This is a genomic window from Pseudomonas sp. B6002 (genome assembly GCF_013385985.1).
GTDB lineage: Bacteria > Pseudomonadota > Gammaproteobacteria > Pseudomonadales > Pseudomonadaceae > Aquipseudomonas.
This window is the reverse complement of the sequence record NZ_JACAOY010000037.1, coordinates 376-24,727: the sequence shown is the minus strand read 5'-3', so window position 1 is coordinate 24,727 and position 24,352 is coordinate 376. Positions and strand designations below refer to the sequence as shown.

Sequence of the window (24,352 nt, the reverse complement as noted above, 5' to 3'; positions counted from 1 at the left end):
CGCCGTGGAAGTTCACCGGGGTTGGATGAAGACCGATTCATACTTGTTGTGGCAACAGTGTTTGTCCATTCGGTCGGTTTTTACCTAGGGTTTCAAGGCTTGATTGCCCCGATCTGCTGCAAGAACGTCAGGTTATCTTCCAGGTGCCAGTTCTCGGCGATCTTGCCGTTGGCAATGCGATAGATATCGGTCGCAATGAAATTCACCGTCTGCCCCTGGCCCTGCACGCCGTTGAACGTGCCGGTGAAATGCCCGGTAAAGCGCAGGTGTGAAACGACCCGATCACCGCTGACAATCATTTGCTGCACCTCGCACTGCAAGTCAGGTACCGCGCCGTGAAAAGCCTTCGACGCTGCCAGTGGGCCTGCGAGGCCTTGAGGGCGGCCTGGCGGCAAGGCCCGGTCCATAAAATCGGTGGCCAACGCTTCGCGCGCATGTGCCGGGTCGCCGGATGACCAGAAGGTTGCGTAGCGGCGTGCTGCGAGGGTCTGCGCCTGGATGTGCGCGGGCTTGGCGCCTGGCTCGGTAATAAGGACTTTGGGTTTTAGCAGTGGCGGTTCGGCAGCCGTGACGAGCGGGCTCATGACAGCAGCGGCCAGCACTGCGGCGGCCATTAGCGTGCGCATCAGGCTTCTCCCGCGGTGAGTGTTGGATAGTCGCTGTAACCCTTGGCGCTGCCGCCAAACAGCGTGGCGTGGTCGAGCGGGGCGAGGGGCAGGTCCTGGGCCAGGCGCAGTGGCAGGTCCGGGTTGGCCACAAAAGGCCGGCCGAACGCCACGAGGTCGGCATAGCCGTGGCTGATGACCCATTCGGCGCGCGCGAGATCGTAGTTGCCGGCGACGATGATCGGGTTGCTGAAGCGGGCACGTATAGCCTGGCGGAATACTTCGGTAAACACCGGCGCGTCATCCCAGTCGGCCTCTACCAGGTGCAGGTAGCCGATGCCTTTGCCTTGCAGATACTCAGCCGCCTCAAGAATGGTCGGTAGAATATCCGGGCACGCCATGCCGCGCGCGGTCAGAAACGGTGCCAGGCGAATCGCGGTGCGCTCGGCACCGATTTCCTCGCTGACTGCGTCGACCACTTCCTGCAAAAAACGCAGGCGGTTGGCACGCGAGCCACCGTACTCATCGGTACGCGTGTTGGAGGTGGTGCGCAGGAACTGGTCGATCAGATAGCCGTTGGCCCCGTGAATCTCGACGCCATCGAAGCCCGCACGCATCGCCCGGCGCGCAGCTTGGCGGAAGTCCTCGACGATGTGCTGGATTTCGGCGTGGGTCAGTGCACGAGGCGTCGGGCAATCGACCATGGCGCCCTGCCCGGTGGTGGGGTCGACTTTCCAGATTTGCCCTTCAAAAGGTTCGGCGGAAGGCGCCACTGGCATCTCGCCGTTGTGGAAATCGGGATGGGACAACCGCCCCACATGCCACAGTTGCAGGAAGATGCGTCCACCCTCGGCGTGCACCGCTTCGGTCACGCCCTGCCAGCCTCGTACCTGCGCTTCGCTGTGGATACCGGGGGTGAATGAATAGCCCTTGCCTTGAGGTGAAATCTGCGTGGCTTCGGTGACGATCAAGGCCGCCGAGGCTCGTTGCGCGTAGTACTGCGCGTTCAGGGCATTGGGGATATCGCCGGGTTGGCTGCTGCGTGCACGGGTCATGGGGGCCATGACCACGCGATGACGCGCGTTGATTCCCGCGAAGGTGATCGGACTGAACAGCGTCGACAGTGTCGTCATGATGAAGATCTCCTGATGGTGAGGTGATTACATGGCGTCAGTCTGCGACAGGGGATCTCAGTTGATAATTGAGCTACTGTTTGATGGATATTCAAAAAAATCGGAATAATCATGGACAACTTGGGTGACATTCGTTTGTTTGTCGAAGCGGCGCAATTGGGTGGTCTCTCGCTGGCAGGCCGCAAATTGGGCCTGTCGCCGGCGGCCGCCAGCGCGCGATTGCACAAGCTTGAGTCCTCGTTGGCCACCCGCTTGTTCGAGCGCACCACGCGTCAATTGCGCCTCACCGATGCGGGGCGGCTCTACTTGGAGCATTGCCGCCAAGCCCTGCAGGCGCTGGACGATGCCCGTGCGGCGCTGTCGGCAGAAAAAAACGAGATTCGCGGCAAGATCCGTATTTCGGCCACGTCGGACTTTGGCCGTCATGTCCTCAACCCATGGCTGGACGAATTCACGGCCCGGTACCCGCAGGTGGTGCCCGCGTTGCAGTTGTCCGATTCGCTCTCGCACCTGATCGCCGACGACGTCGACCTGGTGATCCGGTTCGGCGTGCCCCCGGACAGCTCGCTCATCGCCCGGTCGCTGGCTGACAATCGCCGCGTGCTGTGCGCGGCGCCCGGTTACCTGGCGCGCAAGGGCACGCCGGACCATCCGCGACAATTGGCCGATTTCGATCATATCGTCGCGGGGCAGTCAGGCTGGTCGAATGAATGGCGCTTGCACCGTGGCGCGCAGGAGGTGCTGTTCAAGGTACCGCTGGAGGCAGCCCGGGAAACCAACGACGGTGCTCTCGCTCGGCAATGGGCAGTGGATGGCCATGGCATTGTGTTGAAGTCGGTCTGGGACGTGGCGGCGGACCTCGCCGCCGGGCGCCTGATATGGCTGATGCCCGAGTGGCAAACAGCTGAAGCGCCGGTGCACGCGCTTTACCCGCGCAGCCGATACCTTGCGCCGCGGGTGCGAGCACTGTTGGATTTTTTGCGTGAACGGTTCGAGCAGGCGTCGGCACAGATGCCGTGCTGAGTCGCTTAACCCGGTTGAATCACGCAAGACTGGATGGCGTCGACCAACAAACTCATAGACTCGTCTTGTGCCGATAGCTTGAGGTCGGGCGAGTCCAACAAATGCCGCATCGTGGCGATTCCGATGACATAGGCCGCGATCAACGCCGCGCGAGCATCCGCATTTTTTCCGCCCAGCCTCAGCGCCAGCGGGTGTACGAATTCGAGTTTGAAGCGTTCGGATACGACTGACGCCGTCTCGGGACTGGCGGCTGCCAGTATCAGCAATCGCAATGGGTTGAAACCGTCGTCGTCTGCCTGTGGTTCGTCATTGAGTACCTGCCCGACGAGAAAGGCGCCTATGTCCTCCAGGTTTTCAGGGAGGTGGTCTTCAACGTTGAACGCCCCTTCAATGACGTGTGCGAACAACTGCTCCTTGCCGCCGAAGTAGCGGCTCACCAGTGCAGCGTCTACTCCGGACGCTCCCGCAATCTCACGTATGCCAACGTTTTCATAGCTCTTGGATGAAAAGCAGCGCCGCGCGGCGTCGAGAATGCGTTGGCGGGTTTGCGCAGCATTGCGCGAGGGCATCGCGGATTTTGGGGTAGGCATATCGAGGCAAAGGACCGTTGGCGGCTGGCGTGGCAATATCTTGTCATCAAGTGTTGACATAGGCAAATCCATCGCGGAGTATTTAAGTCATCACCTGATGACAAGATGCGGCGAGGGATGAATCCATGGCTGAAACAGTGCTTAAACTATCGGGCAAGGTCGTTCTGATAACGGGAGGCTCCAGCGGAATAGGCTTGGCCGCCGCGCAGTTGATGCATGAGCACGGCGCTGAAGTGGTGATTGTTGGGCGTGACGCCAAAAAGCTGCACGAGGCGGTCACGCTCATAGGGCCGCAGGCCTCGGGAGTCGCGGCCGACGTCAGCAAACTGGAAGATATTGATCGTGTGATGAAGGTGGTGGCTGTGCGCCACGGGCGTATCGACGTGTTGGTGGTCAATGCCGGGACTTCACACAGCCCACCGTTGAGAGAGGTCGACGAAGCGGCATTCGACGCCATGATCGGCCTCAATTTCAAAGGCGCTTTTTTCACAGTCCAGCGAGCCTTGCCGTTACTGGGAGTAGGGGCGTCGGTGATCCTGACAGGCTCGGCGGCGGCCGATCTGGGGCGTTGGGGTGACCCCTTATATGCGGCGTCCAAAGCCGCTGTACGCAGCCTGGCGCGTACTTTCGCCAACGATGAGGCGCTGGCTCACCGGCAGGTGCGGTTTAACGTGCTGAGCCCGGGCGCAGTCAAGACGCCGCTGACGCAAGAGGCGTACGAGCAGCCTGACGTAGACGCCTATGTCTGTGCTGCGGTGCCGTTGAAACGCTGGGGCGCGGCAGAAGAAATTGCCCGCGCCGCATTGTTCCTTGCTTGCTCCGATTCGTCCTACATGACGGGCAGTGTCCTGGCCGTCGATGGCGGCATGGGGCAAGTCTGAATGACCTACCTTCGGGAATACGGCAATGCCCAATAATGAGCTGCGATACGCCGACGCTGTACAGCCTGAACAGGCCGGCGCCCTTTCAGCGATGCTCTGGCCGCTGATGCTGGTCTTGTTCATTACGACACTCGACCAAACTATTATTGCCACCGCGCTGGCCCGCATGGGGGAGGACCTGCATGACAGCAGCAACGTGTCATGGGTTGCCACAGCCTTCTTGCTGACAAGCGCGGTCAGTACGCTGATCTTCGGCAAACTGGGCGATATGAAGGGTCGTAAAAAAGTACTCCAGGTTGCAATCGCCTTATTTGTTTTGGGGTCGGTGTTGTGCGCGCTTGCCCCCACCCTGCTGTGGTTGATCGGCTTTCGTGCGTTCCAAGGGATCGGAGCCGGGGGGCTCAGTTCCTTGGTCATGGCGGTTGTCGGCGATCTGGTACCGGCACGCGAGCGCGCGCGGTATCAGGCCCTGCTCGGGGTTGTCCCGGCGTTGGCGATTATCGTCGGGCCGCTGCTGGGTGGGCTCATTGTGGATCAATGGAGTTGGCCCTGGATATTTCTGATCAATGTTCCGGTGGGCGGGTTAGCCTTCTATTGGATCGCCGTTCGCTTGCAGTTGCCGGTTCGTCCCATTGCGCACCAGTTGGATGTCGGCGGCGCACTGCTCGCGACGCTTTTTACCGGTTCATTTCTGCTGCTGATGGTGCAAGGGGGGCATGCGTTTGGCTGGGGTTCATGGCCGTCATTGGGGTTGGCGGCTGTCAGTGTGATTGCGCTATGGACCTACATGCAGGTCGAGCGCTCGGCGGCGGAGCCCATCACGCCGCTGAGGCTGTTTGCCAATGATATTTTTTCGGTGTCAGCGGCGTTGTTCTTCCTGTCTACGGCAACACTGTTTGTCGGCATGCTCTTCGTACCCCTCATGTTGCAAACCGTGTTCGGGCTCTCGGCGCTGGGCGCGGGAAGCAGCATCATTGCGCTTTTGTTGGGCCTGATCGGCGCAACGATGCTGACGGGTGCGGTTATTTCTCGAACCGGTCGCTACAGGGTGTTTCCCATCCTGGGCGCGCTGCTTGGCGGGGCAGGGCTTTATCTGCTGGGGCAATTGCAGGTGGATACGCCGCTATGGCTCATCGTGCTTTTTCTCGTGGTGCTGGGCATCGGCCTTGGGTTCTTCATTCAGGTTGTAGTGGTAGCGGGTCAGAACGCGGTTGCCCACCGCGATCTGGGTGTCGCCACGGGTGCGCTGAATTTCTTCAAAACCCTCGGCGGGGCTACCGGCGCAGCCATATCGGGTGCCGTACTCACGTCCCGCATGGCACACGCTGCAACTGCCGAAGCGAGGCTCGCGGCATTTCACAGCGTTTTTCATGGCGCAATCATTTTAATGGGGCTTGCGTTGGTGTTGGCCTGGCTGCTCAGGGAAAAGCCACTGTCGCCGGAAATGGTTGAAGTAGCAGAGGGGCGCGTGGATGTGCCGGAGTATTGAATAAAAGAAGGGACACGACGGGTAGCAATTGCTCCACTTAATAGGAAGCATTACTATTCACACCCCCGCCTTCCCAGTGCACCCGCGATGATTCCTCAGCCGCCCCGCAGAACAGGCTTTTTCGAGCATTACGAAGAGTTGATCGGAACCTGGACGCGCCGCCTGAGAAACCGTCAGCAGGCCGAAGACCTGGCCCACGACACCTTTGTGCGGGTGCTCGAGTCGCGTTCGACCGAGGTTGAGCAACCGCGTGCCTATCTGCATCAGACGGCGCGCAATATCGCCGTTGACGCCTACCGCCGCGAAGACCGTCGCGAGACGCTGGCGCTGGAAGCCCTAGAGCAGAGTTCGCCCCACAGCGGCGACCCGGAGCATTTCATGCACGCGATCCAGTTGGCGGATTCCATCGAGCGGGCCTTGGCCGAGTTGCCGCTCAACTGCCGCAAGATCTTCATCTGGCAGAAAATCGAGGGCCTCACCCAGCAGGAAATCGCGGTGCGCCTGGGCCTGTCCAAGAACATGGTGGAAAAGTATATGATCCGCACCCTGCGGCATCTGCGTGACCGCCTGGACGCGATCGCCCCATGAACCCAGCTCGCCCTGAAACAGGACCTTCCATGATGGATAGCCGTGCCCGCGACGAAGCCGCGCAATGGTTTGTACGCCTGCAAGACGGCCCGTTGAGCGGTGAAGAGCGCCAACGGTTTGATGCCTGGCGCGCGGAGCAGCCTGCGCATCAATATGAATTCGATGTGCTGCAAGGGCTGTGGAGCGCCACCGATTTGCTGCCCAAGGCCCGGTTGCAGGCCCTGTGCGATGCGCCGGTCGAGCGCCCCAAAAGGCGAGCCATCCTGCGTTATGCGGTGGCCGCGAGCGTGGTGGCCGTCGCCCTGGGGCTGGGCCTGTTCAGCGGCCTGGATCATCCCAAACCCTACAGCGCCGAATTCAGCACGCGCCTGGGCGAGCACCGCCAGGTGGCGTTGCCCGACGGCTCAGTGATGGACCTCAACAGCCGCAGCGTGGTCGCCGTGCACTATGAAAAAGGCCGGCGCGGTGTGGAGCTCAAACAGGGCGAAGCGATGTTCAGCGTTGAACATGACACCAGCCGCCCCTTCGTCGTGGCGGCCGGGGCAGGGCAGGTGACGGTCACCGGCACGCGGTTTGACGTGCGCCGGGATGACGACCAGACCCGCGTGGTGGTGGAGGCCGGCACGGTCAAGGTACAGGGGCGTTCTGCGGACCAGAGCGTGACGCTGACGGCAGGCCGGGGCACGCATATCGATGCACAAGGGCAAGTCGCCGCAGCGTACGCCGTAAATGCCGATGAGCTGACCGCCTGGCGTACGGGCAAGCTGGTGTTCAACAACGCCAGCCTCGGTGAGGTGGCACGGGAAGTGTCGCGCTATCGCGAGCAGCCATTGCGGGTCAGCACGGCCGCGGTGAGTAACCTGCGTTTGACCAGCGTGTTCAAGTCCAGCGACACCGACGCCTTGCTCAAAGCCCTGCCGCACATCCTGCCGGTGGCCTTGCGCACCTTGCCGGATGGCAGCCAGGAAATTATTTCACGCTGACATTCAGGTTTTTTCCGAGTTCTTCGTCTTCTCCTGCAACTGCAACTGGTTTGCATTAACAGCCGCACACTCTTGGGATCACAGGACTAGGTTCGACGTGAAAAAACTCGCCGTGAAAAACAATAAAGTCTCCCGCTGGGCGCCCCTGGCCCTTGCATTGGCCGTCAGTGCCGCGTTGCCCGAAGCCTATGCCGATGACGGGATTCACATCCGCGCCCAACCCCTGGGCGCAGCGCTGAGCCAACTGGGCCAGCAGACGTCCCTGCAAGTGTTCTTCAGCCCCGACATGGTCGCCGGCAAGCAAGCGCCTGCGGTCGACGGCAACCTCTCGCCTGAACAAGCCTTGCGCCAATTGCTGCAAGGCAGCGGTCTGGACTACCAGATCGATGCGGGCTCCGTGACCCTGCGCCCGTTGAGCAGCGGCACCGGTGAAGCCGGCTCGCCCCTGGAGCTGGGCGTGACCGACATCAAGGTGGTCGGCGACTGGCTGGGTGATGCCAACGCCGAAGTGGTGCAGAACCACCCGGGCGCCCGTACCGTGATCCGTCGCGAGGCGATGGTGGAGCAGGGCGCGATGAACGTCGGCGACGTGTTGCGTCGTGTACCGGGTGTGCAGGTGCAAGAGTCCAACGGCACCGGCGGCAGCGACATTTCCCTCAACGTCGGTGTGCGTGGCCTGACGTCGCGCCTGTCGCCACGTTCCACCGTGCTGATTGACGGCGTGCCGGCCGCGTTCGCCCCCTATGGCCAGCCGCAACTGTCGATGGCGCCGATCTCTGCCGGCAACCTGGACAGCATCGACGTGGTGCGTGGCGCCGGCTCCGTGCGTTATGGGCCGCAAAACGTCGGTGGCGTGATCAACTTCGTGACCCGTGCGATTCCCGAGAAATTCTCCGGCGACGTCGGCACCACCCTGGAAACTTCGGCCCACGGCGGCTGGAAGCACATCGAAAATGCCTTCGTTGGCGGCACGGCCGATAACGGTATTGGTGCAGCGTTGCTCTACTCCGGTGTGAAGGGCAACGGTTATCGCAGCAGCAACAACTCCAACGACATCGACGACGTGATCTTCAAGACCCACTGGGCGCCGACCGATCAAGACGATTTCTCGCTCAACTTCCACTACTACGACGCCAGCGCCGACATGCCCGGCGGCCTGACCCAGAAGCAGTTCGACGCCAACCCGTACCAATCGGTGCGTGACTGGGACAACTTCAGTGGCCGCCGCAAAGACATGTCCTTCAAATACATCCGTCAGATCGACGACCGTACCCAGGCCGAAGTGCTGACCTACTACTCCGACAGCTTCCGTGGCAGCAACATCGCCAACCGCGACCTGAAAACCATCGGCTCCTACCCACGCACCTACTACACCTTTGGCATCGAGCCGCGTGTGTCCCATGTGTTCGACGTGGGCCCGAGCACCCAGGAAGTCAGCCTGGGCTATCGCTACCTCAAGGAGGGCATGCACGAGCAGGCCAGCAGTCTGAACCTGGTCAACAATGTGCCGACGCCGGGCGGCCAGAGCGATGGCCACATCTACCAGGACCGTACCGGTGGCACCGAAGCCAACGCGTTCTATATCGATAACAAAGTCGATATCGGCAAGTGGACCATCACCCCGGGTATTCGCTTCGAAGACATCCGCACCGAATGGCATGACCGCCCGGTGGTAGCCCTGAACGGCACCCGCACCCAGGAAAAACGCCGCGAGGTTCACAACAACGAACCGCTGCCGGCCCTGAGCGTGATGTACCACGTCTCCGATGCCTGGAAACTGTTTGCCAACTATGAAACCTCGTTTGGCAGCCTGCAGTACTTCCAGCTGGGGCAGGGCGGCAACGGCGACCAGACTGCCAACGGGCTGAACCCGGAGAAGGCCAAGACCTACGAGATCGGCACGCGCTATAACGACAGCGTCTGGGGCGGCGAAGTGACGCTGTTCTACATCGACTTCTCGGATGAGTTGCAATACGTCAGCAATGACGTGGGTTGGACCAACCTGGGCGCCACCAAGCACCAGGGGATCGAGACCTCGGCCCACTATGACCTGTCGAACCTGGACCCGCGCCTGGACGGCCTGACCGCCAGCGCCGGTTTCACCTACACCAAGGCCACCTCCGAGGGCGACGTACCGTTCAAGGGCCGCGACCTGCCGTTGTACTCCCGTGAAGTGGCAACCCTGGGCCTGCGTTATGACGTGAACCACTGGACCCACAACCTGGATGTGTTTGCCCAGTCCGCCCAACGTGCGCCAGGCACCGGCACCACCTACATCACCCAGGGCACCGCCGATGGCCAGTACGGCGATATCCCGGGTTATGTCTCGGTCAACGTGCGCAGCGGTTACGACTTCGGTGCGCAACTGTCGAACCTGAAACTGGGCGTCGGCGTGAAAAACGTCTTCGACCAGCAGCACTACACCCGTTCCAGCGACAACAACGCCGGGTTGTACCTGGGCCAGCCACGCACGTTCTTCGTGCAGGCCAGCGTCGGGTTCTGACCTGCCGTCGACGTGAACAATCGCAGCCCTCGGGGCTGCGATTTTTTTTGCGTGTCTTTTGGCCTTGGAACGGTTTATGACGAAATGCCACAGAGGTCACATCCACCGGCTTGATCATGCCGGCTGTCTTTCAGACTCAGAGTCAGGCCCAACCGATGACTGCTACCTCGTTTCAATCCTCGCAGAGGATCTGTCGTGAGCCTTCGTGCGGGGTCGGTGCAGCCGACACGCCCACGGCCAAGGGAGATGCCACCCTGCCGGCGCCCCTGGCGCTGCCCAGTGAACATGCTGCCCAGGCCCGTCGAATGAAAGCCTTTGTCGGGCAGCGCAAATTCCAGGCCCCGGTCGCCGATGACTTCTCCCGGGGCATGCTGCCCACCGGGCAACCTTGCACGTCTCGCAGCAAACCGCCGAAACCCGCAGGTTTTGCGTTGGCAACGCTGATCAGTGGCTTGGCGGCCTGGTGGCGTGGACACCGGTGGGGTTAACCCCACGGCCCGATTTTTTACATATTGAAATTGCTATTCGTGCGTTATCCGGAACTGTCGGGTTTAGCCAACCACATACATTGCAGCTCGACCCACGGGACCGATTTCCTGATCCCAGCCATTTCGATGGCGCTCATCGGGTCAGTACGCATAAGAGAAAAGTTGGAGAAACCGCATGACTATCGAGGGTTCACTGCCTCACGTTTGGCCAGCCGTCCTGGGCGGTTCGGTGCCAAGACCTGCCGAGCCTCCCCCCACGGCCCCAGTTGGCAGTTGGAACGACGCAGCCGGGGCCACCTGGGTTCAAGACCTTGCCGGGGATAGCGCACCTCGCAAGCCAGCGCTGTTGCGCACAGCCTTGTCGACTCGACACCTGCGTGCGCTGCAGAACCCTGCGGTCGCGCGGGCGAACTGTTCGCAACCTGGAGCCCTCTCGACGGACAAGCAATTGGCCGCCACGTTGGAAAAAGGCTATGACATGTTGCATCCGTTTCTGAAAGACGGGCGCTTGACCCGGTCTTCGCTGCAGCAGGTTGCCGCCCTGAGCCTGGGTGACAACGATGCGTTGGACCGGGTGATCCAGGTCGCCAGGGAGATTCTCCAGCGCCCACGGTTGAGCGATGCAATCTTGAGCAGCGAGGGCGATATCACCCGCGACAGCCTTCGGGCCGCTACCGCGTTGCAAGGTAACAGCTCTCCAAGCGTGTACAGCCAGGATCCCTTCCATGCCCAAGGGAATGCCCAGGTGGTCCAGGCGTTTCAAGGGTTGTTCGAGCAGTTGAGAGACAAGACCAAGGATCGCACCTATTTTTTCGAGCCCCACCAGTTCGTCGAAATCGTCACGCTCAAGGCAGTGATGCAAGACCCTTACGACGTCGATCCACAAGGCGAGGCCGTGCTGGAACCGTCGACTGGCATGCCCCGGCCGAAATACAGCGAGCTGTGTGTCTATACCGCAAAGAACATCATCGAACGCCCGGGCCTGTTGCGTTCGCTGGAGCGCGCCAATGGCGCCCGGCTGTTCGGCCCGCCTTACCAGGAAGGCTGGCTGAGCAACAAGAGCCTCGATCGCTGGCTGGAGCAGGATGAGGCTCACAAAACGAAGTGACGGGGCTAGACCTTGAGGATCTTGCCACTGATAGCCACCGCCGCCAGCAGTGTGGCGATCAGTACGAAGGCCGTGCTCAGGCTGCTGCCATGGGCGATAAAACCGATCACGGCGGGGCCGGCCAGAATGCCGGCATACCCCAGGGTGGTGATGGCCGGCACCGCGATATGTTCCGGCATGACCTTTTGTTTGCCCACCGCGGTGTACAGCACCGGCACGATGTTGGAGCAACCGGCGCCCACCAGTGCATACCCCAGCAACGCGGTTTGCCAGGCGGGGGACAGCGTGGCCAATAGCATGCCGGCAGTGGCGAGTGCGCCGCCGATCATGATCACGCGGGTGGCACCCAACCTGCGCACAATGGCGTCACCGGTCAGGCGACCGGCCGTCATGGTCAAGGCGAAAGCGGCATAGCCCAGGCCGGCGTAGGCTTCGTCAAGGCCGCGCTCGGCGCTGAGGAACACCGCGCTCCAGTCAAGCACCGCACCTTCAGCCAGAAACACGATAAAACACAGGCAGCCGATAAACAGCACGACACCATGGGGGATCGCAAAGGCGGGCCCTGAACTTTCACTGCCATAGGGCAGCAGGTGCGGCCCGGCCTTGAGCAAGGCTGCGGCCATCACGGCGATCACCACGAGGGTTGCCTGCAACGGCGAAAGGCCCAGACCCAACAGCCCGGCCACGCCGGCTGCACCGACGATGCCGCCCAGGCTGAACAACCCATGGAAGCCCGACATCATGGTCTTGCCGCTGGCGCGTTCAACGATCACCGCTTGCAGGTTGACCGTGGAATCCACGGTGCCCAGGCCTGCGCCAAACAGGAACAGCGCGGCTATCAGTAAGGGAATCGAACTGACGGTCGCCAGCATCGGCAGCGCCACGCAGATCAGGATCGTCCCAGCGGTCAACACGCGCCGGCAGCCAAAGCGCGACGCCAGGGCGCCCGCCACGGGCATGGCGATAATCGACCCCACGCCCAGGCACAGCAACAACAGGCCCAGGGTGCCCTCATTGAGTTGCGCGCGAGCCTTGGCATAAGGCACCAGCGGCGCCCACGCGGCGATACCGAAACCTGCGATAAAGAAAGCGATGCGGGTCGACATTTGTTCCAGCCGCCCGGGAACCACGGGCGCTGGGGTGGGGATGGCAGTCATGAAGAATCCTTGGTTTTGCGTTCAAAGAACGATGTCCGGCGCGACATCCTTGCACATCAGGCCGCATCGAGCGAGCCGGGTTCCATGGGAAAGCGGATTGGCGCGGCGGTCTTGAATTTTATTTTTACAAACATGGAACCTGAGGCGGCCTGCCGGCCACACAGGCTTTGTCAGATGTGGTCTGGAAGGTGTGTAATCCTCGTGAGGGCTGATGAACCCCAGAGCTTTTACGCGAGTTGCTACCCTCCAGATCACCTCTGAATTGAACTCGGCAGGTGGTTTCCCACACAATCGCGTGGCTCTTTTTTCTTGGACAGCCTGCGACTGCTGGGGTGAATCACGCTATGACCCAATTCTACGATGCCCGCGGCAATATCTATGGCGTGGTCAGCCCGGCCCTATTACGACGCCAGGGCATCAATCTTCCTGACAGCGCCGCCGAGGCTGCGAATACCCGTAAGGCTTGGGCGTCTTCAGCCATCGCCGCCGAGTGTGGCTGGGGCTCCTTGCCACGCCCTGCGGATGCCAAGGCCCATCGATGCGACGGGCTATTGATCGGGCCGTTCCAGGCCGAGGCACCGTTCGATGTGCTGATCGTCAACACCGATGGCTCACTCGCCGAGCGCAGCGGCAATGGCCTGACCATCTTCGCCCAGGCCCTGACCGACCAAGGCTTGCTGAGCCAGGGGGGCGAGTTGCGGGTGCATCACGACAAATCTGATGCGCAATCGCCGGTCATCACCCGGGTGGAGCCTGCTTTCTACGAGGACGTGGCGGGGTTCTGGCTGGCACTGGGTTTGCCCGAGTTCGGGCCGCAGGCGGTTGGCGCCCGTGACGTGGACAGCGTGAAAGCAGCGAACCGTGAATTCAGCCAGGTGGCCTCACTGACGGCGCTTGAGCCGCAATGGTCGTGCAGCCAGTTCGTGCGTGTGGGCAACCCGCATTGCGTCACGTTGGTCGAAGACCCTGCGCTGCTGCCGGATAATGCCCGCATGCATCAACCTGCGCTGTTCGAACCCTTGAAAGCCATTGCATTCGCGCCACCGGTGGGCGGTGGTGTCCCGTGTGTCGCGGGTGTCAATTTGCAGTGGGCCGCCCGCGGGCAGGGCAATCAGGTACTGGCGCGGGTATTCGAACGCGGGGAGGGGCCCACGGCATCTTCGGGAACCAGCGCCAGCGCCGTGGCCTGCGCGGCATGGCGAGCAGGCTGGGTGGCCGGTGGCGAAGTCGCGGTGGTGATGCCGGGCGGTACGGCGCCTGTGCGCTTGCTGACACAGGGCAACACCTTGCTGAGCGTCAGCCTGTTTGGCACGGCACGGCCACACACCTGAAACAGCATCCAGGCGCGTTATAAAAACGTCACCTGCGCCGGCTGCCGTTTCATCAGCACTTTGCCATGGCGGATCGAATACAGCGCCAGGCCCTGGCTGCGAATCACCTCGTAGTCGCTGTCTGCCGAGAGGATCAGCAGGTTCGCCGGGCGCCCCGGCTCTAGGCCGTAGCGGTCGCCCAAGGCCATGGCCTTTGCGCTGTTGTCGGTGACCAGGTCCAGCGCGCTTTGCAGGTTGCGATAACCGAGCATGTGGCAGATGTGCAAACCGGCTTCAAGCACGCGCAGGATGTTGCCGTTGCCCAGCGGGTACCACGGGTCGACGATGGAGTCCTGGCCGAAGCAGACGTTCATGCCCGCTTCCAGCAGTTCGTTGACGCGGGTGACACCCCGGCGTTTCGGGAAACTGTCGAAGCGGCCCTGCAGGTGGATGCTTTCGGTGGGGCAGGAGACAAAACTGATGCCTGAATGCCCCAAGAGGCGGAACAGCTTGGCGCAGTAGGCATTGTCGTAGGAGCCCATGGCGGTCGTATGGCTGGCGGTGACGCGCGCGCCCATGCCACGGTTGCGGGCCTCTTCGGCGAGCACTTCGAGAAAGCGCGAGTGCGGGTCGTCGGTTTCGTCGCAGTGCACGTCCACCAGGCAACCGGTGCGTTCGGCCAGGTCCATCAGAAACTTGACCGAGCTTACGCCCTGGTCGCGGGTGTATTCGAAATGCGGAATGCCGCCGACCACATCGGCGCCCAGGCGAATGGCTTCTTCCATCAGTTCGCGGCCATTGCGGTAGGACTCGATGCCCTCCTGGGGGAACGCGACGATTTGCAGGTCGATCAAGTGCGTGCTTTCTTCGCGCACTTCCAGCATCGCCTTGAGCGCGGTGAGGTCTGGGTCGGTGACGTCGACGTGGGTGCGCACATGCTGGATACCGTGGGCCGCCAGGGCCTCGATGGTCTTCTTGGCGCGGGCCTTGGTGTCTGCCCCGGTGATGGTGGCTTTGCGCTCGCCCCAGCACTCGATGCCTTCGAACAGCGTGCCGCTCATGTTCCAGCGCGGCTCGCCGGCCGTGAGGGTGGCATCGAGGTGGATGTGGGGTTCGACGAAGGGCGGGATCACCAGGTTGCCGGCGGCGTCAAGGTCGTCACTCGCCAGCATGGGCGCCGTGGTTTGCGCGGTGATGCTGGCGATCCGGCCATGTTCCAGGTGCAGATCATGCAGGCCTTCACGGTTGCGCAGGCGGGCGTTGATGATGTGCATGGGCAAGTTCCTCTTGGGCAAAAAGCAATCAGGCGTTCAGTCTGGGTCAGTCGAACAGTGTCTGGGTGGTCTCGCCGCGATGAAAGGCGAACGCGGCTTCCAGGTCGCTTTCGATGGTGCGTCCACGGGAAAGCGGCGGCAGGTCATCCAGGCTGAAAAAGCCCACTTCGGTGGTTTCAAACCCGGCCATGGGGGCCAGTTGATCGACACGTTCACACAAAAAGTACAGCTTGTAGAAATCCCGCACATCCGGGCGATACATGCCCTTGGCCTTGTGGGTGACGCTGTACAGCGCCTGCGCCGTGACGGTCAGCCCGGCCTCTTCGCGGATCTCCTTGACGATGTTTTCCGCGGCCGACAGGCCGATATCGGCATAGCCGCCCGGCAGTGCCCAGCAGCCATCGGTCAATTCGCGCACCAGCAGGATTCGGTCGCCCTCGATCACCGCGCCCCGCACGTCGATCATCGGCGTGGAATAGCGCTTGGCAAAGTCCGGCACCAACCCGGTGATGCGCTCCAGCGGCACGTTGCCCAATTGCGCCAGCATGCTGTGGGCAATCTCGGCGATTTCCTCCAGGCGCTCGCGCTCAAAATCGTCAGTGCAAAAATGCAGCCCCGTGGAGGCCAACGCCTGCAAGCGTTTGGCCTGGGCCAGCCAGGTGTTTTCCATGGACGCTCCTAAAGGGGTTTGCGCATGTACACCCGGTGCAGGCCGTGTGCTTCGGCCCGATGGGTCTCGACATAACCTCGACGGGTGTACAGCGCAATGTTTTCAGTCATTGCCACGTTGGTGTAGAGCTGGATGGCCGTGTAGCCCGCGTCGCGCGCCTGTTGTTCGGCAAAGTCCATGAGTTGGCGCCCCAACCCCAGGCCCTGGGCTTGCGGGGCGACGGCCAAGTTGTCCAGCAACAGCGCGTCGGGAGCATCCAGCAGGATAATGAAGCCCTGTATCTGCCCGGCATTGTCCAGCACGTGTACGCCACCCGCCGCGACAAGCGCCTGATAGTTTTCCAGCATCGGACCGGGTTGGCGGCCGATACGCGTGATGTAAGGCGAGTAGGCGGCCTCAACGATGGCTTCGATGGCGGCCACATCATGGGCGTTGGCAGGGCGCATCATGACAGCGTGCTCCGAGTGGGCAGGAAGCCATGACTGTACGGGAGCCGGGCATAAAAAAACCACCCGCAGGTGGTTTTTCAGCAGCCGGTGGCTTACTCGCCGCGATAGATGCAACCACTGGTGCAGGTCTCGTGGATGCGGATCGCACTGAGTTCCGGCAGCAGGGGCTTGAGCTCATTCCAGATCCACTTGGCCAGCACTTCGCTGGTCGGGTTTTCCAGGCCGGGAATGTCGTTGAGGTAGTTGTGGTCGAGGCGTTCGTAGAGCGGCTTGAAAATCGCCTTGATCTCCGAGAAGTCGCGAATCCAGCCGGTATGGGGATCCAGGTCGCCGCTCAGGTGGATCGCCACCTTGAACGAATGCCCATGCAGGCGCCCGCATTTGTGGCCTTCCGGTACGTGGGGCAGGCGGTGGGCGGACTCGAAGGTAAACTCTTTGAAGATTTCCACAGTATTTTCAGCTCGGTCAGGTATCTGGCAGGCGGCGAGTTTAACAGCTTGATCCCACACCGCGCATACCGTCCCTCCGTAGGCGCCGGCTTGCCGGCGAAAATCTAACGGGCACCGCGTTTATTCTGGTGGCCCGCGTGAACGCCCATCGCCGGCAAGCCGGGCTCCTACAGGGGCTGGAGTCGCTCGCCTAATTGGTTGTTGTCCGCCAATTCCAGGAACTCATCCCCCAGCCGCCGGCTCTCGCTCATCGCGGTTTGCCAGTACTTGTTACGGCTCGGGTCATCGCCCATGAAACGCTTGAAGTCGCTGCGGTCCGGCAGTTTGCCGTGGGGCAGGCGGGCCAGGTAATCCTTGGACGGAGCGAGTAGCAACACATCCTGCAAACCCTGTTGATTGCTGCGCCGCCACGGCAGGCCTTTGTCGAACCAGCCGGGGATGACCCGGTCGGTAAAGTGCGGGTACAGCACGATGTCGTCGCCGTGGTAGGGCAGGTCGAGGTGGTAGTCCAGCAGGCCGCCGTCGCGGTAGGTGCCTGCGCCCGCGCCCGGCAGGTCGCGCACGCCTTGCATCACCATGGGGATCGAGCCCGAGGCCAGCAGCGCCTGGCGCAGGTTACCCAATTCCAGGTCGAGGAAGCGCGACGGGAAATCCTGCAGCGGATGCACCGGTGGAGCCTGGCGCGGGTCGTGGATGATCAGCCGTTCGAAATGCCGTGACAGCCGCGCGCGGCCCCGCAGGTTGTCGGCGATCACCGACGACAGGCCCAACCCGAGGCGGCCACGGTGGTCATCGGCGAGCAGCCCGTGGCTTTTGACCACCATGATGTTCAGGCGATAGTCGGGGTTGTCCAGCACCCGCGCATCACGGCCGGCGAGCAAGTCGTCGAGCATGCGCTGGCAACTGCGGCTGACTTCGGCCATGGTCACGCCTTTGGCGAAGCTTTGTTCGTTGTACAGGCGGCCGAGGTCGAGCAGGCCTTGCACCGGGTCGGGCAAGCAGGCGCTGGCAAACCGCCAGGAGCCGATGGACGCGCCGATCAACGCGCGCTCGCGCGGCATGCGTGGCAGCCAGTCGCCGAACAGCGCCAGGTCCAGGCCCTGGATACCCAAGGCCTTGGGGCCGCCGGCCGCACCGGGTAGGATGCCGACATCGGCCGGTTTGAGGCCTTGCTCACGAATGCGCGTAAAGGCGCGTTTGCCGGCCTTGAGGGTCAATGCGGGAAACTTGATGTGGATGGCAGTCATACCAGTCTCAATTGAAGCGAGCGGATCAGTATAAGAAATCTCGCACAACAGTTGGGGAAATGGACTATCGGCAATTGCCATGGTGGCAATTCAGTTTCAGTTAAGTTGCGACGGCTAACGTGGCGACGTCAAGGAACAACAGGATGGGTAATGAAGGTATATCGACGCACGGGCGGTCGAGTGGCGCTGGTGTTACTGCTGATCAGCTCAGGCCTGGCGGCCCATGACCTCGGGCAGGACGAAGCGTTGCGCCTGCGCCAAAAGGGGGTCATCGCGCCCCTGGAAGATTTGTTGGGGCCGGCGTTCGAGCGCTACCCTGGGTCCAAGTTGCTGGACGCCGAGCTGGAAGAACACGACGACCGGCCGGTGCGCTATATCTATGAAATCGAACTGTTGACCGCCGACGGCGTGGTGCGTGAAATCGAGCTGAATGCCAGCACCGGCGAGCTGCTCAAAGATAAGGAAGACGACTGATGCGCCTGCTCCTGGTGGAAGACAACGTGCCTCTGGCCGATGAACTGCTGGCCGGCCTGCAGCGCCAGGGCTATGCCGTCGACTGGCTGGCCGATGGTCGCGACGCGGTCTATCAAGGCCGCAGTGAACCCTACGACCTGATCATCCTCGACCTCGGCTTGCCCGGCCTGCCAGGGCTTGAGGTGCTGGCGCAATGGCGCACCGCCGCCTTGGCCACGCCGGTGTTGATTCTTACCGCCCGGGACTCCTGGGCCGAACGCATCGAAGGGCTCAAGGCCGGCGCTGACGATTACCTGAGCAAGCCATTTCACCCCGAGGAACTCTACCTGCGTATCCAGGCGCTGTTGCGCCGCTCCCATGGCCGGGCCAACCAGCCCACCTTGCAGGCGGCCGGGTTGCACCTGGATGAGGGTCGTCAATGCGTGTTGCGTGATGGCGAGGAGATCCAGCTGACCGCCGCTGAATTTCGCCTGCTGCGCTATTTCATGCTGCATCCCGAACAAATCTTGTCGAAAAGCCATTTGGCCGAGCACTTGTATGACGGCGAGACCGAACGCGATTCCAACGTGCTGGAAGTCCACGTCAACCACCTGCGCCGCAAGCTGGGCCGTAGCGTGATCGAAACCCGGCGTGGCCAGGGTTATCTGTTTGGCGCCAGCCCCGCATGAGGTCGATTCAACGGCGCCTCAGCCTGGGGTTGATCAGTGTGATGGTGGTCGTCGGCGTGGTGCTGGCGCAAACCAGCCTGTGGTTGTTCGAAGCCGGATTGCAGCGCTACCTGGAAGCGGGGTTGCGCAACGACGCCGAGAACCTGCTGGTGGCGCTGGTACGTGGGGCAGGCGGTGTGCAGTTGGATGAGCAGCGCTTGTCGCCGGCCTACCAACGGCCGTTTTCCGGGCATTACTTTCGCATTGATTTTTCCGATACCCACTGGCGCTCCCGTTCGCTATGGGACCAGGAACTGCCCCGCCTGCCCGAGACCGGGCTCAAAGGCAACCTGCAATTGGGGCCGGAAGGCCAGCAACTGCTGGTGCTGCGCGCGGACTATAAGCGCTATGGCCAGTTGATCTCGATCAGCGTGGCGCAGGACTACACGCCCGTGCGGGAGAGCTTCCGCCTGATGCGTCGGGTCGGTCTGATCCTCGGCCTGGCCGCGCTGTTGCTGGTGCTGGTCTTGCAGCGGGTTACCGTGCGCCGTGCGTTGCGCCCGCTGGAAACCGCGCGCGAACAGATCGCCCAATTGCAACAAGGCCAGCGCTCGCAACTCGACACCCAGGTGCCGCTGGAGCTGGAGCCGTTGGTGGCACAGATCAACCACCTGTTGGCCCACACCGAAGACAGCCTCAAGCGCTCGCGCAATGCCCTGGGCAACTTGGGCCACGCCTTGAAAACCCCATTGGCTGTGTTGTTGAGTGCAGCCTCAAGCGAGGCCCTCAAAGACCACCCCGAACTGAGCAAACTGTTGCGCGATCAACTGGAACAGGTGCAACAGCGCCTCAACCGCGAACTCAACCGCGCACGCCTGGCCGGTGAAACCCTGCCAGGCGCGTTGTTCGACTGCGAAAAAGAACTGCCCGGTTTGCTGGCCACGTTGACCATGATCCACGGCGAGCACCTGGACCTGAGCTACCACGTGCCCCCTGGGCTGCAACTGCCCTGGGACCGTGAGGATCTGCTGGAACTGCTGGGTAACCTGCTGGACAACGCCTGCAAATGGGCAGATGCGGACGTGCGCCTGACGATCAGCGAAACGCCGCAGCACTACTTAGTGGCCGTTGAAGACGATGGCCCAGGCATTCCCGAAACCCAGCGCGACCAGGTGTTCAGCCGAGGTGCGCGACTGGACGAGCAGATCGACGGCCACGGTTTGGGGTTGGGGATCGTGCGCGATATCGTCGACGTGTGGGGCGGGGTGCTCCAACTGCAAGAAAGCGAACTGGGCGGCTTGAAGGCCCTGATCGAACTCCCCAAACGACAAAATTGACACGCCACCGATTAACAATGTGGGAGCTGGCTTGCCTGCGATGGCATCACAGAGGTGTGACTGACACACCGGGTTGCCTGCATCGCGGGCAAGCCCGCTCCCACATTGGATCGCCACCCCATTCGAGGGCCATCCGTTACACCCGGAATTGATCCATCAGCCCTTGCTGCTGATTCGCCAGGCTGTTCAGCGCCTGGCTCACCCGCGCCGATTCATTGGCCTGCTCCGACAACGACTCGGTCACATCCCGGATCGTCGCCACGTTGCTGTTGATCTCCTCGGCCACCGCGCTCTGCTCTTCAGCGGCGCTGGCGATCTGCAGGTTCATGTCGCTGATCACCGTCACCGCATCGCCGATCTGGCGCAGGGCGGTCACGGCCTGGCCGACCTGCTCGACGCTGCCCTGGGCCTGGCGATAGCTGTTGCCCATGGCGCCCACCACGTCTTCGGTGCCACTTTGCAGTTGCTCGATCACCAGGCGGGTTTCTTCCACCGACTCCTGGGTGCGGCGCGCCAGGTTGCGCACCTCATCGGCCACCACGGCAAAGCCGCGTCCGGCTTCACCGGCACGGGCCGCTTCGATCGCTGCGTTGAGGGCCAGCAAGTTGGTCTGCTCGGCGATGCCGCGAATCACTTCCAGCACCGAACCGATCTTTTCGCTATTGGCGGCCAGGCCTTCGACCTGGGCCATGGCCGTGCTCATGTCGGCGGCCAGGTTGCCAATGTTGGTGGTGGTGCGGTCGATCACCGTCAGGCCTTCACGGGTCGACTGGTCGGCATCGCGCGCGGCCTGAGCTGCCTGGGCGGCGCTGCGGGCGACGTCCTGGGCGGTGGCGCTCATTTCGTGGGAGGCGGTGGCCACTTGATCGACCTGGCGATATTGCTGCTCCATGCCAGCACTGGTTTCAGTGGCAATGGCCGCCGATTGGTCAGCGGTGCCACGGGCGTCCTGCACCGAACGCTTCACCTCGGCAATGATCGGTTGCAGCTTGTCGAGGAAACGGTTGAACCAGCCGGCCAACTGCCCCAGTTCGTCCTTTTTGTCGTAGGCCAGGCGGCGGGTGAGGTCGCCTTCGCCGCTGGCGATGTCTTCGAGCATGCTGGCCACGCCGAGGATCGGCCGGGTCACGCTGCGGGCCATCAGCCACACCAGGATCAGGCCAAGCACGGCGGCGAACAGGCCCAGGCTCAGCTCGAGCAGGGTACCCTTGGCATTGTCGGCATCCAGTTGGTTTTTCAGCGCCTCGGCCGGGGCCACCAGCACTTTCTCCGGCACATCCAGCAACACCCCCCATGCCTTGCCGTCCGGGATCGGCGCGAACGGCGCCAGCACTTTGAGCTGATGGTCGGTGCGCAGACTGCGGATCTGGTTGCTGCTGGCCAGGGCGCTGATCAATTGCGCACCGCTGGCGGTGTCGACCGTGTCCAGGCGCTGGCTGAGCTTGCTCGCGTCCGGGCTGTAGCCGGCGAGCACGCCAGTGGGGCTCAGGATGCTGACTTGAGTCTGGCCGTCATACAGCTTCTGGCTCGCCTGTTGGCTCACGGCCTGCAGGCTGTTCAGGTTGATGTCCACCGACAGCGAAGCGATGACTTTGCCGTTGACCATCAGCGGGAACACGATGCTGGTCATCAGCACGTTCTGCCCGTTGATCACATAAAAGTACGGCTCGATCACACAGGGCTTGAGCGTGGTGCGCGGGCAGGTGAACCAGGCGTTGGCCTTTTCACCGCTGGGGCCGACGCGGGTGTCGGCCATGTCGCTTTCCGGCAGCGCCATCGACTCCAGTTTGCCGGGCGTGGGCTGCGACCAGTACAGAGCGAAGCGGCCCTTGTCGTTACTGCCCAGCTCTGCCTGGTTGGCGAACAGCTCGTCCTTGCCATCCAGGGCGTTGGCTTCGAACACCAGGGACAAGCCGAGCAAGTCGGGGTTGGCCTGCAGGGCCGACTTGACCTGGCGGGTCAGGTCTTCGCGGGTGTCGAACGCATCCAGGAAGCGTTTTTCGGCCTGTTCACGCAAAAACAGCACTTGGCGGGAAAACCCGTGGCCGTATTGGTAAGCGTCCATGAACTGACGGCGAATGCCCAGTGCCTGGGCTTCACCCTGGGCTTCGATGCGCGCCTGGGCGGCTTGATCGAGCATCTGCATGCTGGACGCCTTGACCTGCTCCGAACTCTGCTCCATGCGATACAACGACAAACCCACCAGCAGGGTCACGATCCCCAGCAGGCACAGGCCGGCGAGCAGGGTGATTTTCCATTGAATGGAAAGCTGTCTGAGAGACATCGAGGCGCATCCTTAACCTGAAAACACAGAGAGCCTCTGTATCGGCCGCGTTTTTCGGTTCTTTATTATTTAAACGTTCAATTGAAACCCAAAAGCGGCGCCGTTTTTTGACATGTGGCCGCGCCTGCTGCAAAGTGCGCGCCCTCTAATAAGACCTCCTTCAAGCCTGCACGCTGGCAGCCACCCGATGGCCGCCTGGGCGCGGGCCTGCCTGTTTTTTATGTTTCTGCTTGAGGTAACCATGATTAACGCAGTCATTGCCGCGGTCGGCACCATGCTGGTGCTCAGCTTGTCCCGCGTGCATGTGGTCATCGCCATCATCGTCGGCGCCCTGGTGGGCGGCCTCACTGGCGGCTTGGGCATCGAGGCCACGCTCAAGGCCTTCAACGGCGGGTTGGGCGGCGGCGCCACTGTGGCATTGTCCTACGCCTTGCTCGGTGCGTTCGCCGTGGCCATTGCCAAATCCGGCCTGGCCCACGCCCTGGCCGACAAGGCGCTGATGCTGGTGGACCGCCAGGAAGCTACGGGTGGCAGTCACGTCAAATGGCTGTTGATCGGCCTGCTCTGGGTGGTGGCGATCGCCTCGCAGAACATCCTGCCGATCCATATCGCGTTTATCCCGTTGCTGGTGCCGCCGCTGCTGTACGTGCTGACCAAGCTGCAACTGGACCGCCGCCTCGTTGCCTGTGTGATGACCTTCGGCCTGATCACCCCGTACATGTTCCTGCCGGTGGGCTTCGGCAATATCTTCCTCAACCAGATCCTGCTGGCCAACGTGGCCAAGAGCGGGGTGGACATCAGCCAGGTCAACGTCACTCATGCCATGGGGTTGCCGGCGTTGGGCATGGTGGTCGGCCTGCTGGTGGCGGTGTTCGTCAGCTATCGCAAGAAACGCGTGTATGACCTGGAGAAAATCGAGCGGGTCGAGCAAGTGGCCGTGCAGTACAACCCGCTGACCCTGCTGGTGGCCGGCCTGGCGATTGCCTCGGCGTTCATCATTCAGCTGTGGCTGGACTCGATGATCATTGGCGCCCTGGCCGGTTTCCTGATCTTCTCGGTGTCGGGCATCGTGCGCTGGCGCGAGACCGACGACCTGTTCACCGAAGGCATGAAGATGATGGCCATGATCGGCTTCATCATGATCGCCTCCTCAGGCTTCGCCGAAGTGCTCAAGGCCACGGGCGACGTGCGCTCGCTGGTGGAAACCTCGGCGGCGTTCATCGGCCACAGCCGTGGCGTCGGCGCCTTGCTGATGTTGCTGGTGGGGTTGCTGGTGACCATGGGCATTGGGTCGTCGTTTTCCACGGTGCCGATCCTTGCCGCGATTTTTGTGCCGCTTTGCGTGCAGCTGGGTTTCAGCCCGCTGGCCATTGTGTGCATCGTCGGCACGGCCGGCGCGTTGGGCGATGCGGGGTCGCCGGCGTCGGACTCCACTCTGGGCCCGACCTCCGGTTTGAACATTGACGGCCAGCATCACCATATCTGGGATACGGTGGTGCCGACGTTTTTGCACTACAACATTCCGCTGTTGGCTTTCGGCTGGTTGGCGGCGATGACGCTTTGATTGGGTATTGAGTACATATCCATTGTTTGGGTCACGGCTTATATGGGTTCCGCTCTTACAGCGGCTCACTTTTGAACAGCGCAAAAGTAAGCAAAACGC

General features: G+C 62.1%; 21 protein-coding genes and 2 pseudogenes. 12 read left to right on the top strand and 11 right to left on the bottom strand.

Translation table 11 applies throughout. The features are described 5' to 3' along the window. Nucleotides 1-92 precede the first annotated feature (92 nt). Together HX792_RS29355 and HX792_RS29350 are read right to left on the bottom strand one after the other, a co-directional pair. Complete coding sequence (locus HX792_RS29355; protein WP_176999326.1) at nucleotides 93-626, bottom strand: ester cyclase; 534 nt, start codon at nucleotides 624-626, stop codon at nucleotides 93-95. Next, entirely contained in the window at nucleotides 626-1,738 is a 1,113-nt protein-coding gene (locus HX792_RS29350) for an alkene reductase (RefSeq protein WP_176999325.1), read from the bottom strand. The genes HX792_RS29355 and HX792_RS29350 overlap by 1 nt, the downstream gene beginning before the upstream one ends. A 111-nt stretch (nucleotides 1,739-1,849) precedes the next feature. Here HX792_RS29350 and HX792_RS29345 point away from each other — a divergent pair, with 111 nt between their 5' ends. Continuing rightward, entirely contained in the window at nucleotides 1,850-2,761 is a 912-nt protein-coding gene (locus HX792_RS29345; RefSeq protein WP_176999324.1) for a LysR family transcriptional regulator, read from the top strand. A 5-nt stretch (nucleotides 2,762-2,766) separates the two neighbouring features. Here the strand turns inward: HX792_RS29345 and HX792_RS29340 are convergent, their stop codons facing one another. Next, nucleotides 2,767-3,411 (bottom strand): TetR/AcrR family transcriptional regulator, encoded by a 645-nt coding sequence (locus tag HX792_RS29340; RefSeq protein WP_176999323.1) that lies wholly within the window; start codon nucleotides 3,409-3,411, stop codon nucleotides 2,767-2,769. Nucleotides 3,412-3,476: 65 nt separating this feature from the next. Between HX792_RS29340 and HX792_RS29335 the strand changes: the two genes are divergently transcribed. The 6 genes from HX792_RS29335 to HX792_RS29310 all read left to right on the top strand — a co-directional run bounded on the left by HX792_RS29335 (nucleotide 3,477) and on the right by HX792_RS29310 (nucleotide 11,391). Further along, on the top strand, nucleotides 3,477-4,232 hold the full coding sequence (locus HX792_RS29335) for an SDR family NAD(P)-dependent oxidoreductase (protein ID WP_176999322.1): 756 nt from the start codon (nucleotides 3,477-3,479) through the stop codon (nucleotides 4,230-4,232). 25 nt (nucleotides 4,233-4,257) lie between these two features. Further along, nucleotides 4,258-5,721: an MDR family MFS transporter gene (locus HX792_RS29330; protein WP_176999321.1), complete on the top strand. Its 1,464-nt coding sequence runs from the start codon at nucleotides 4,258-4,260 to the stop codon at nucleotides 5,719-5,721. An 87-nt stretch (nucleotides 5,722-5,808) separates the two neighbouring features. Beyond that, nucleotides 5,809-6,309 (top strand): sigma-70 family RNA polymerase sigma factor, encoded by a 501-nt coding sequence (locus HX792_RS29325; RefSeq protein WP_176999320.1) that lies wholly within the window; start codon nucleotides 5,809-5,811, stop codon nucleotides 6,307-6,309. Between the two features lie 29 nt (nucleotides 6,310-6,338). Beyond that, a complete protein-coding gene (locus HX792_RS29320) occupies nucleotides 6,339-7,292 on the top strand; it encodes a FecR family protein (RefSeq protein ID WP_176999319.1) in 954 nt (317 codons plus the stop codon). Between the two features lie 97 nt (nucleotides 7,293-7,389). After that, nucleotides 7,390-9,795 (top strand): TonB-dependent receptor, encoded by a 2,406-nt coding sequence (locus HX792_RS29315; RefSeq protein WP_176999318.1) that lies wholly within the window; start codon nucleotides 7,390-7,392, stop codon nucleotides 9,793-9,795. 966 nt (nucleotides 9,796-10,761) lie between these two features. After that, nucleotides 10,762-11,391: a type III secretion effector protein gene (locus HX792_RS29310; RefSeq protein WP_256349917.1), complete on the top strand. Its 630-nt coding sequence runs from the start codon at nucleotides 10,762-10,764 to the stop codon at nucleotides 11,389-11,391. Nucleotides 11,392-11,396: 5 nt separating this feature from the next. On the opposite strand, the gene HX792_RS29305 is transcribed toward HX792_RS29310, so the two are convergent. After that, nucleotides 11,397-12,548, bottom strand: coding sequence for an MFS transporter (locus HX792_RS29305; RefSeq protein ID WP_176999317.1), 1,152 nt, complete (start codon nucleotides 12,546-12,548; stop codon nucleotides 11,397-11,399). Nucleotides 12,549-12,892: 344 nt separating this feature from the next. Between HX792_RS29305 and HX792_RS29300 the strand changes: the two genes are divergently transcribed. Beyond that, complete coding sequence (locus HX792_RS29300; RefSeq protein WP_176999316.1) at nucleotides 12,893-13,879, top strand: diaminopimelate epimerase; 987 nt, start codon at nucleotides 12,893-12,895, stop codon at nucleotides 13,877-13,879. A gap of 17 nt (nucleotides 13,880-13,896) precedes the next feature. On the opposite strand, the gene codA is transcribed toward HX792_RS29300, so the two are convergent. The 5 genes from codA to HX792_RS29275 all read right to left on the bottom strand — a co-directional run bounded on the left by codA (nucleotide 13,897) and on the right by HX792_RS29275 (nucleotide 17,947). Further along, nucleotides 13,897-15,132, bottom strand: a complete 1,236-nt coding sequence (gene codA / locus HX792_RS29295; RefSeq protein ID WP_176999315.1) for a cytosine deaminase — start codon at nucleotides 15,130-15,132, stop codon at nucleotides 13,897-13,899. 46 nt (nucleotides 15,133-15,178) lie between these two features. Continuing rightward, nucleotides 15,179-15,802, bottom strand: coding sequence for an NUDIX hydrolase (locus HX792_RS29290; protein WP_176999314.1), 624 nt, complete (start codon nucleotides 15,800-15,802; stop codon nucleotides 15,179-15,181). 8 nt (nucleotides 15,803-15,810) lie between these two features. Continuing rightward, nucleotides 15,811-16,251 carry an N-acetyltransferase gene (locus HX792_RS29285; protein ID WP_176999313.1) on the bottom strand — a complete coding sequence of 147 codons (441 nt, stop codon included), beginning with the start codon at nucleotides 16,249-16,251 and terminating at the stop codon, nucleotides 15,811-15,813. A 92-nt stretch (nucleotides 16,252-16,343) separates the two neighbouring features. Beyond that, nucleotides 16,344-16,700 (bottom strand): 6-carboxytetrahydropterin synthase QueD, encoded by a 357-nt coding sequence (queD, locus tag HX792_RS29280; RefSeq protein ID WP_003190259.1) that lies wholly within the window; start codon nucleotides 16,698-16,700, stop codon nucleotides 16,344-16,346. Between the two features lie 167 nt (nucleotides 16,701-16,867). Then, nucleotides 16,868-17,947: a patatin-like phospholipase family protein gene (locus tag HX792_RS29275; protein ID WP_176999312.1), complete on the bottom strand. Its 1,080-nt coding sequence runs from the start codon at nucleotides 17,945-17,947 to the stop codon at nucleotides 16,868-16,870. 150 nt (nucleotides 17,948-18,097) lie between these two features. On the opposite strand from HX792_RS29275, the gene HX792_RS29270 reads away from it, so the two are divergent. Genes HX792_RS29270 through HX792_RS29260 form a run of 3 tightly spaced genes read left to right on the top strand, consistent with a single transcriptional unit; the run spans nucleotide 18,098 to nucleotide 20,405 of the window. After that, nucleotides 18,098-18,421 carry a PepSY domain-containing protein gene (locus HX792_RS29270; RefSeq protein ID WP_176999311.1) on the top strand — a complete coding sequence of 108 codons (324 nt, stop codon included), beginning with the start codon at nucleotides 18,098-18,100 and terminating at the stop codon, nucleotides 18,419-18,421. Further along, entirely contained in the window at nucleotides 18,421-19,089 is a 669-nt protein-coding gene (locus HX792_RS29265; RefSeq protein ID WP_176999310.1) for a response regulator transcription factor, read from the top strand. The genes HX792_RS29270 and HX792_RS29265 overlap by 1 nt, the downstream gene beginning before the upstream one ends. Next, nucleotides 19,086-20,405, top strand: coding sequence for a sensor histidine kinase (locus HX792_RS29260; protein WP_176999309.1), 1,320 nt, complete (start codon nucleotides 19,086-19,088; stop codon nucleotides 20,403-20,405). The genes HX792_RS29265 and HX792_RS29260 overlap by 4 nt, the downstream gene beginning before the upstream one ends. Before the next feature lie 136 nt (nucleotides 20,406-20,541). Here HX792_RS29260 and HX792_RS30715 read toward each other — a convergent pair. Then, nucleotides 20,542-21,051 (bottom strand): annotated as a pseudogene (locus HX792_RS30715) (methyl-accepting chemotaxis protein); the annotation flags it as partial. 348 nt (nucleotides 21,052-21,399) lie between these two features. Continuing rightward, a pseudogene (locus HX792_RS30710) lies at nucleotides 21,400-22,470 on the bottom strand (HAMP domain-containing protein); the annotation flags it as partial. Nucleotides 22,471-22,933: 463 nt separating this feature from the next. Between HX792_RS30710 and HX792_RS29250 the strand changes: the two are divergent. Next, on the top strand, nucleotides 22,934-24,253 hold the full coding sequence (locus HX792_RS29250) for a Na+/H+ antiporter NhaC family protein (RefSeq protein ID WP_176999362.1): 1,320 nt from the start codon (nucleotides 22,934-22,936) through the stop codon (nucleotides 24,251-24,253). Nucleotides 24,254-24,352: the final 99 nt, after the last annotated feature.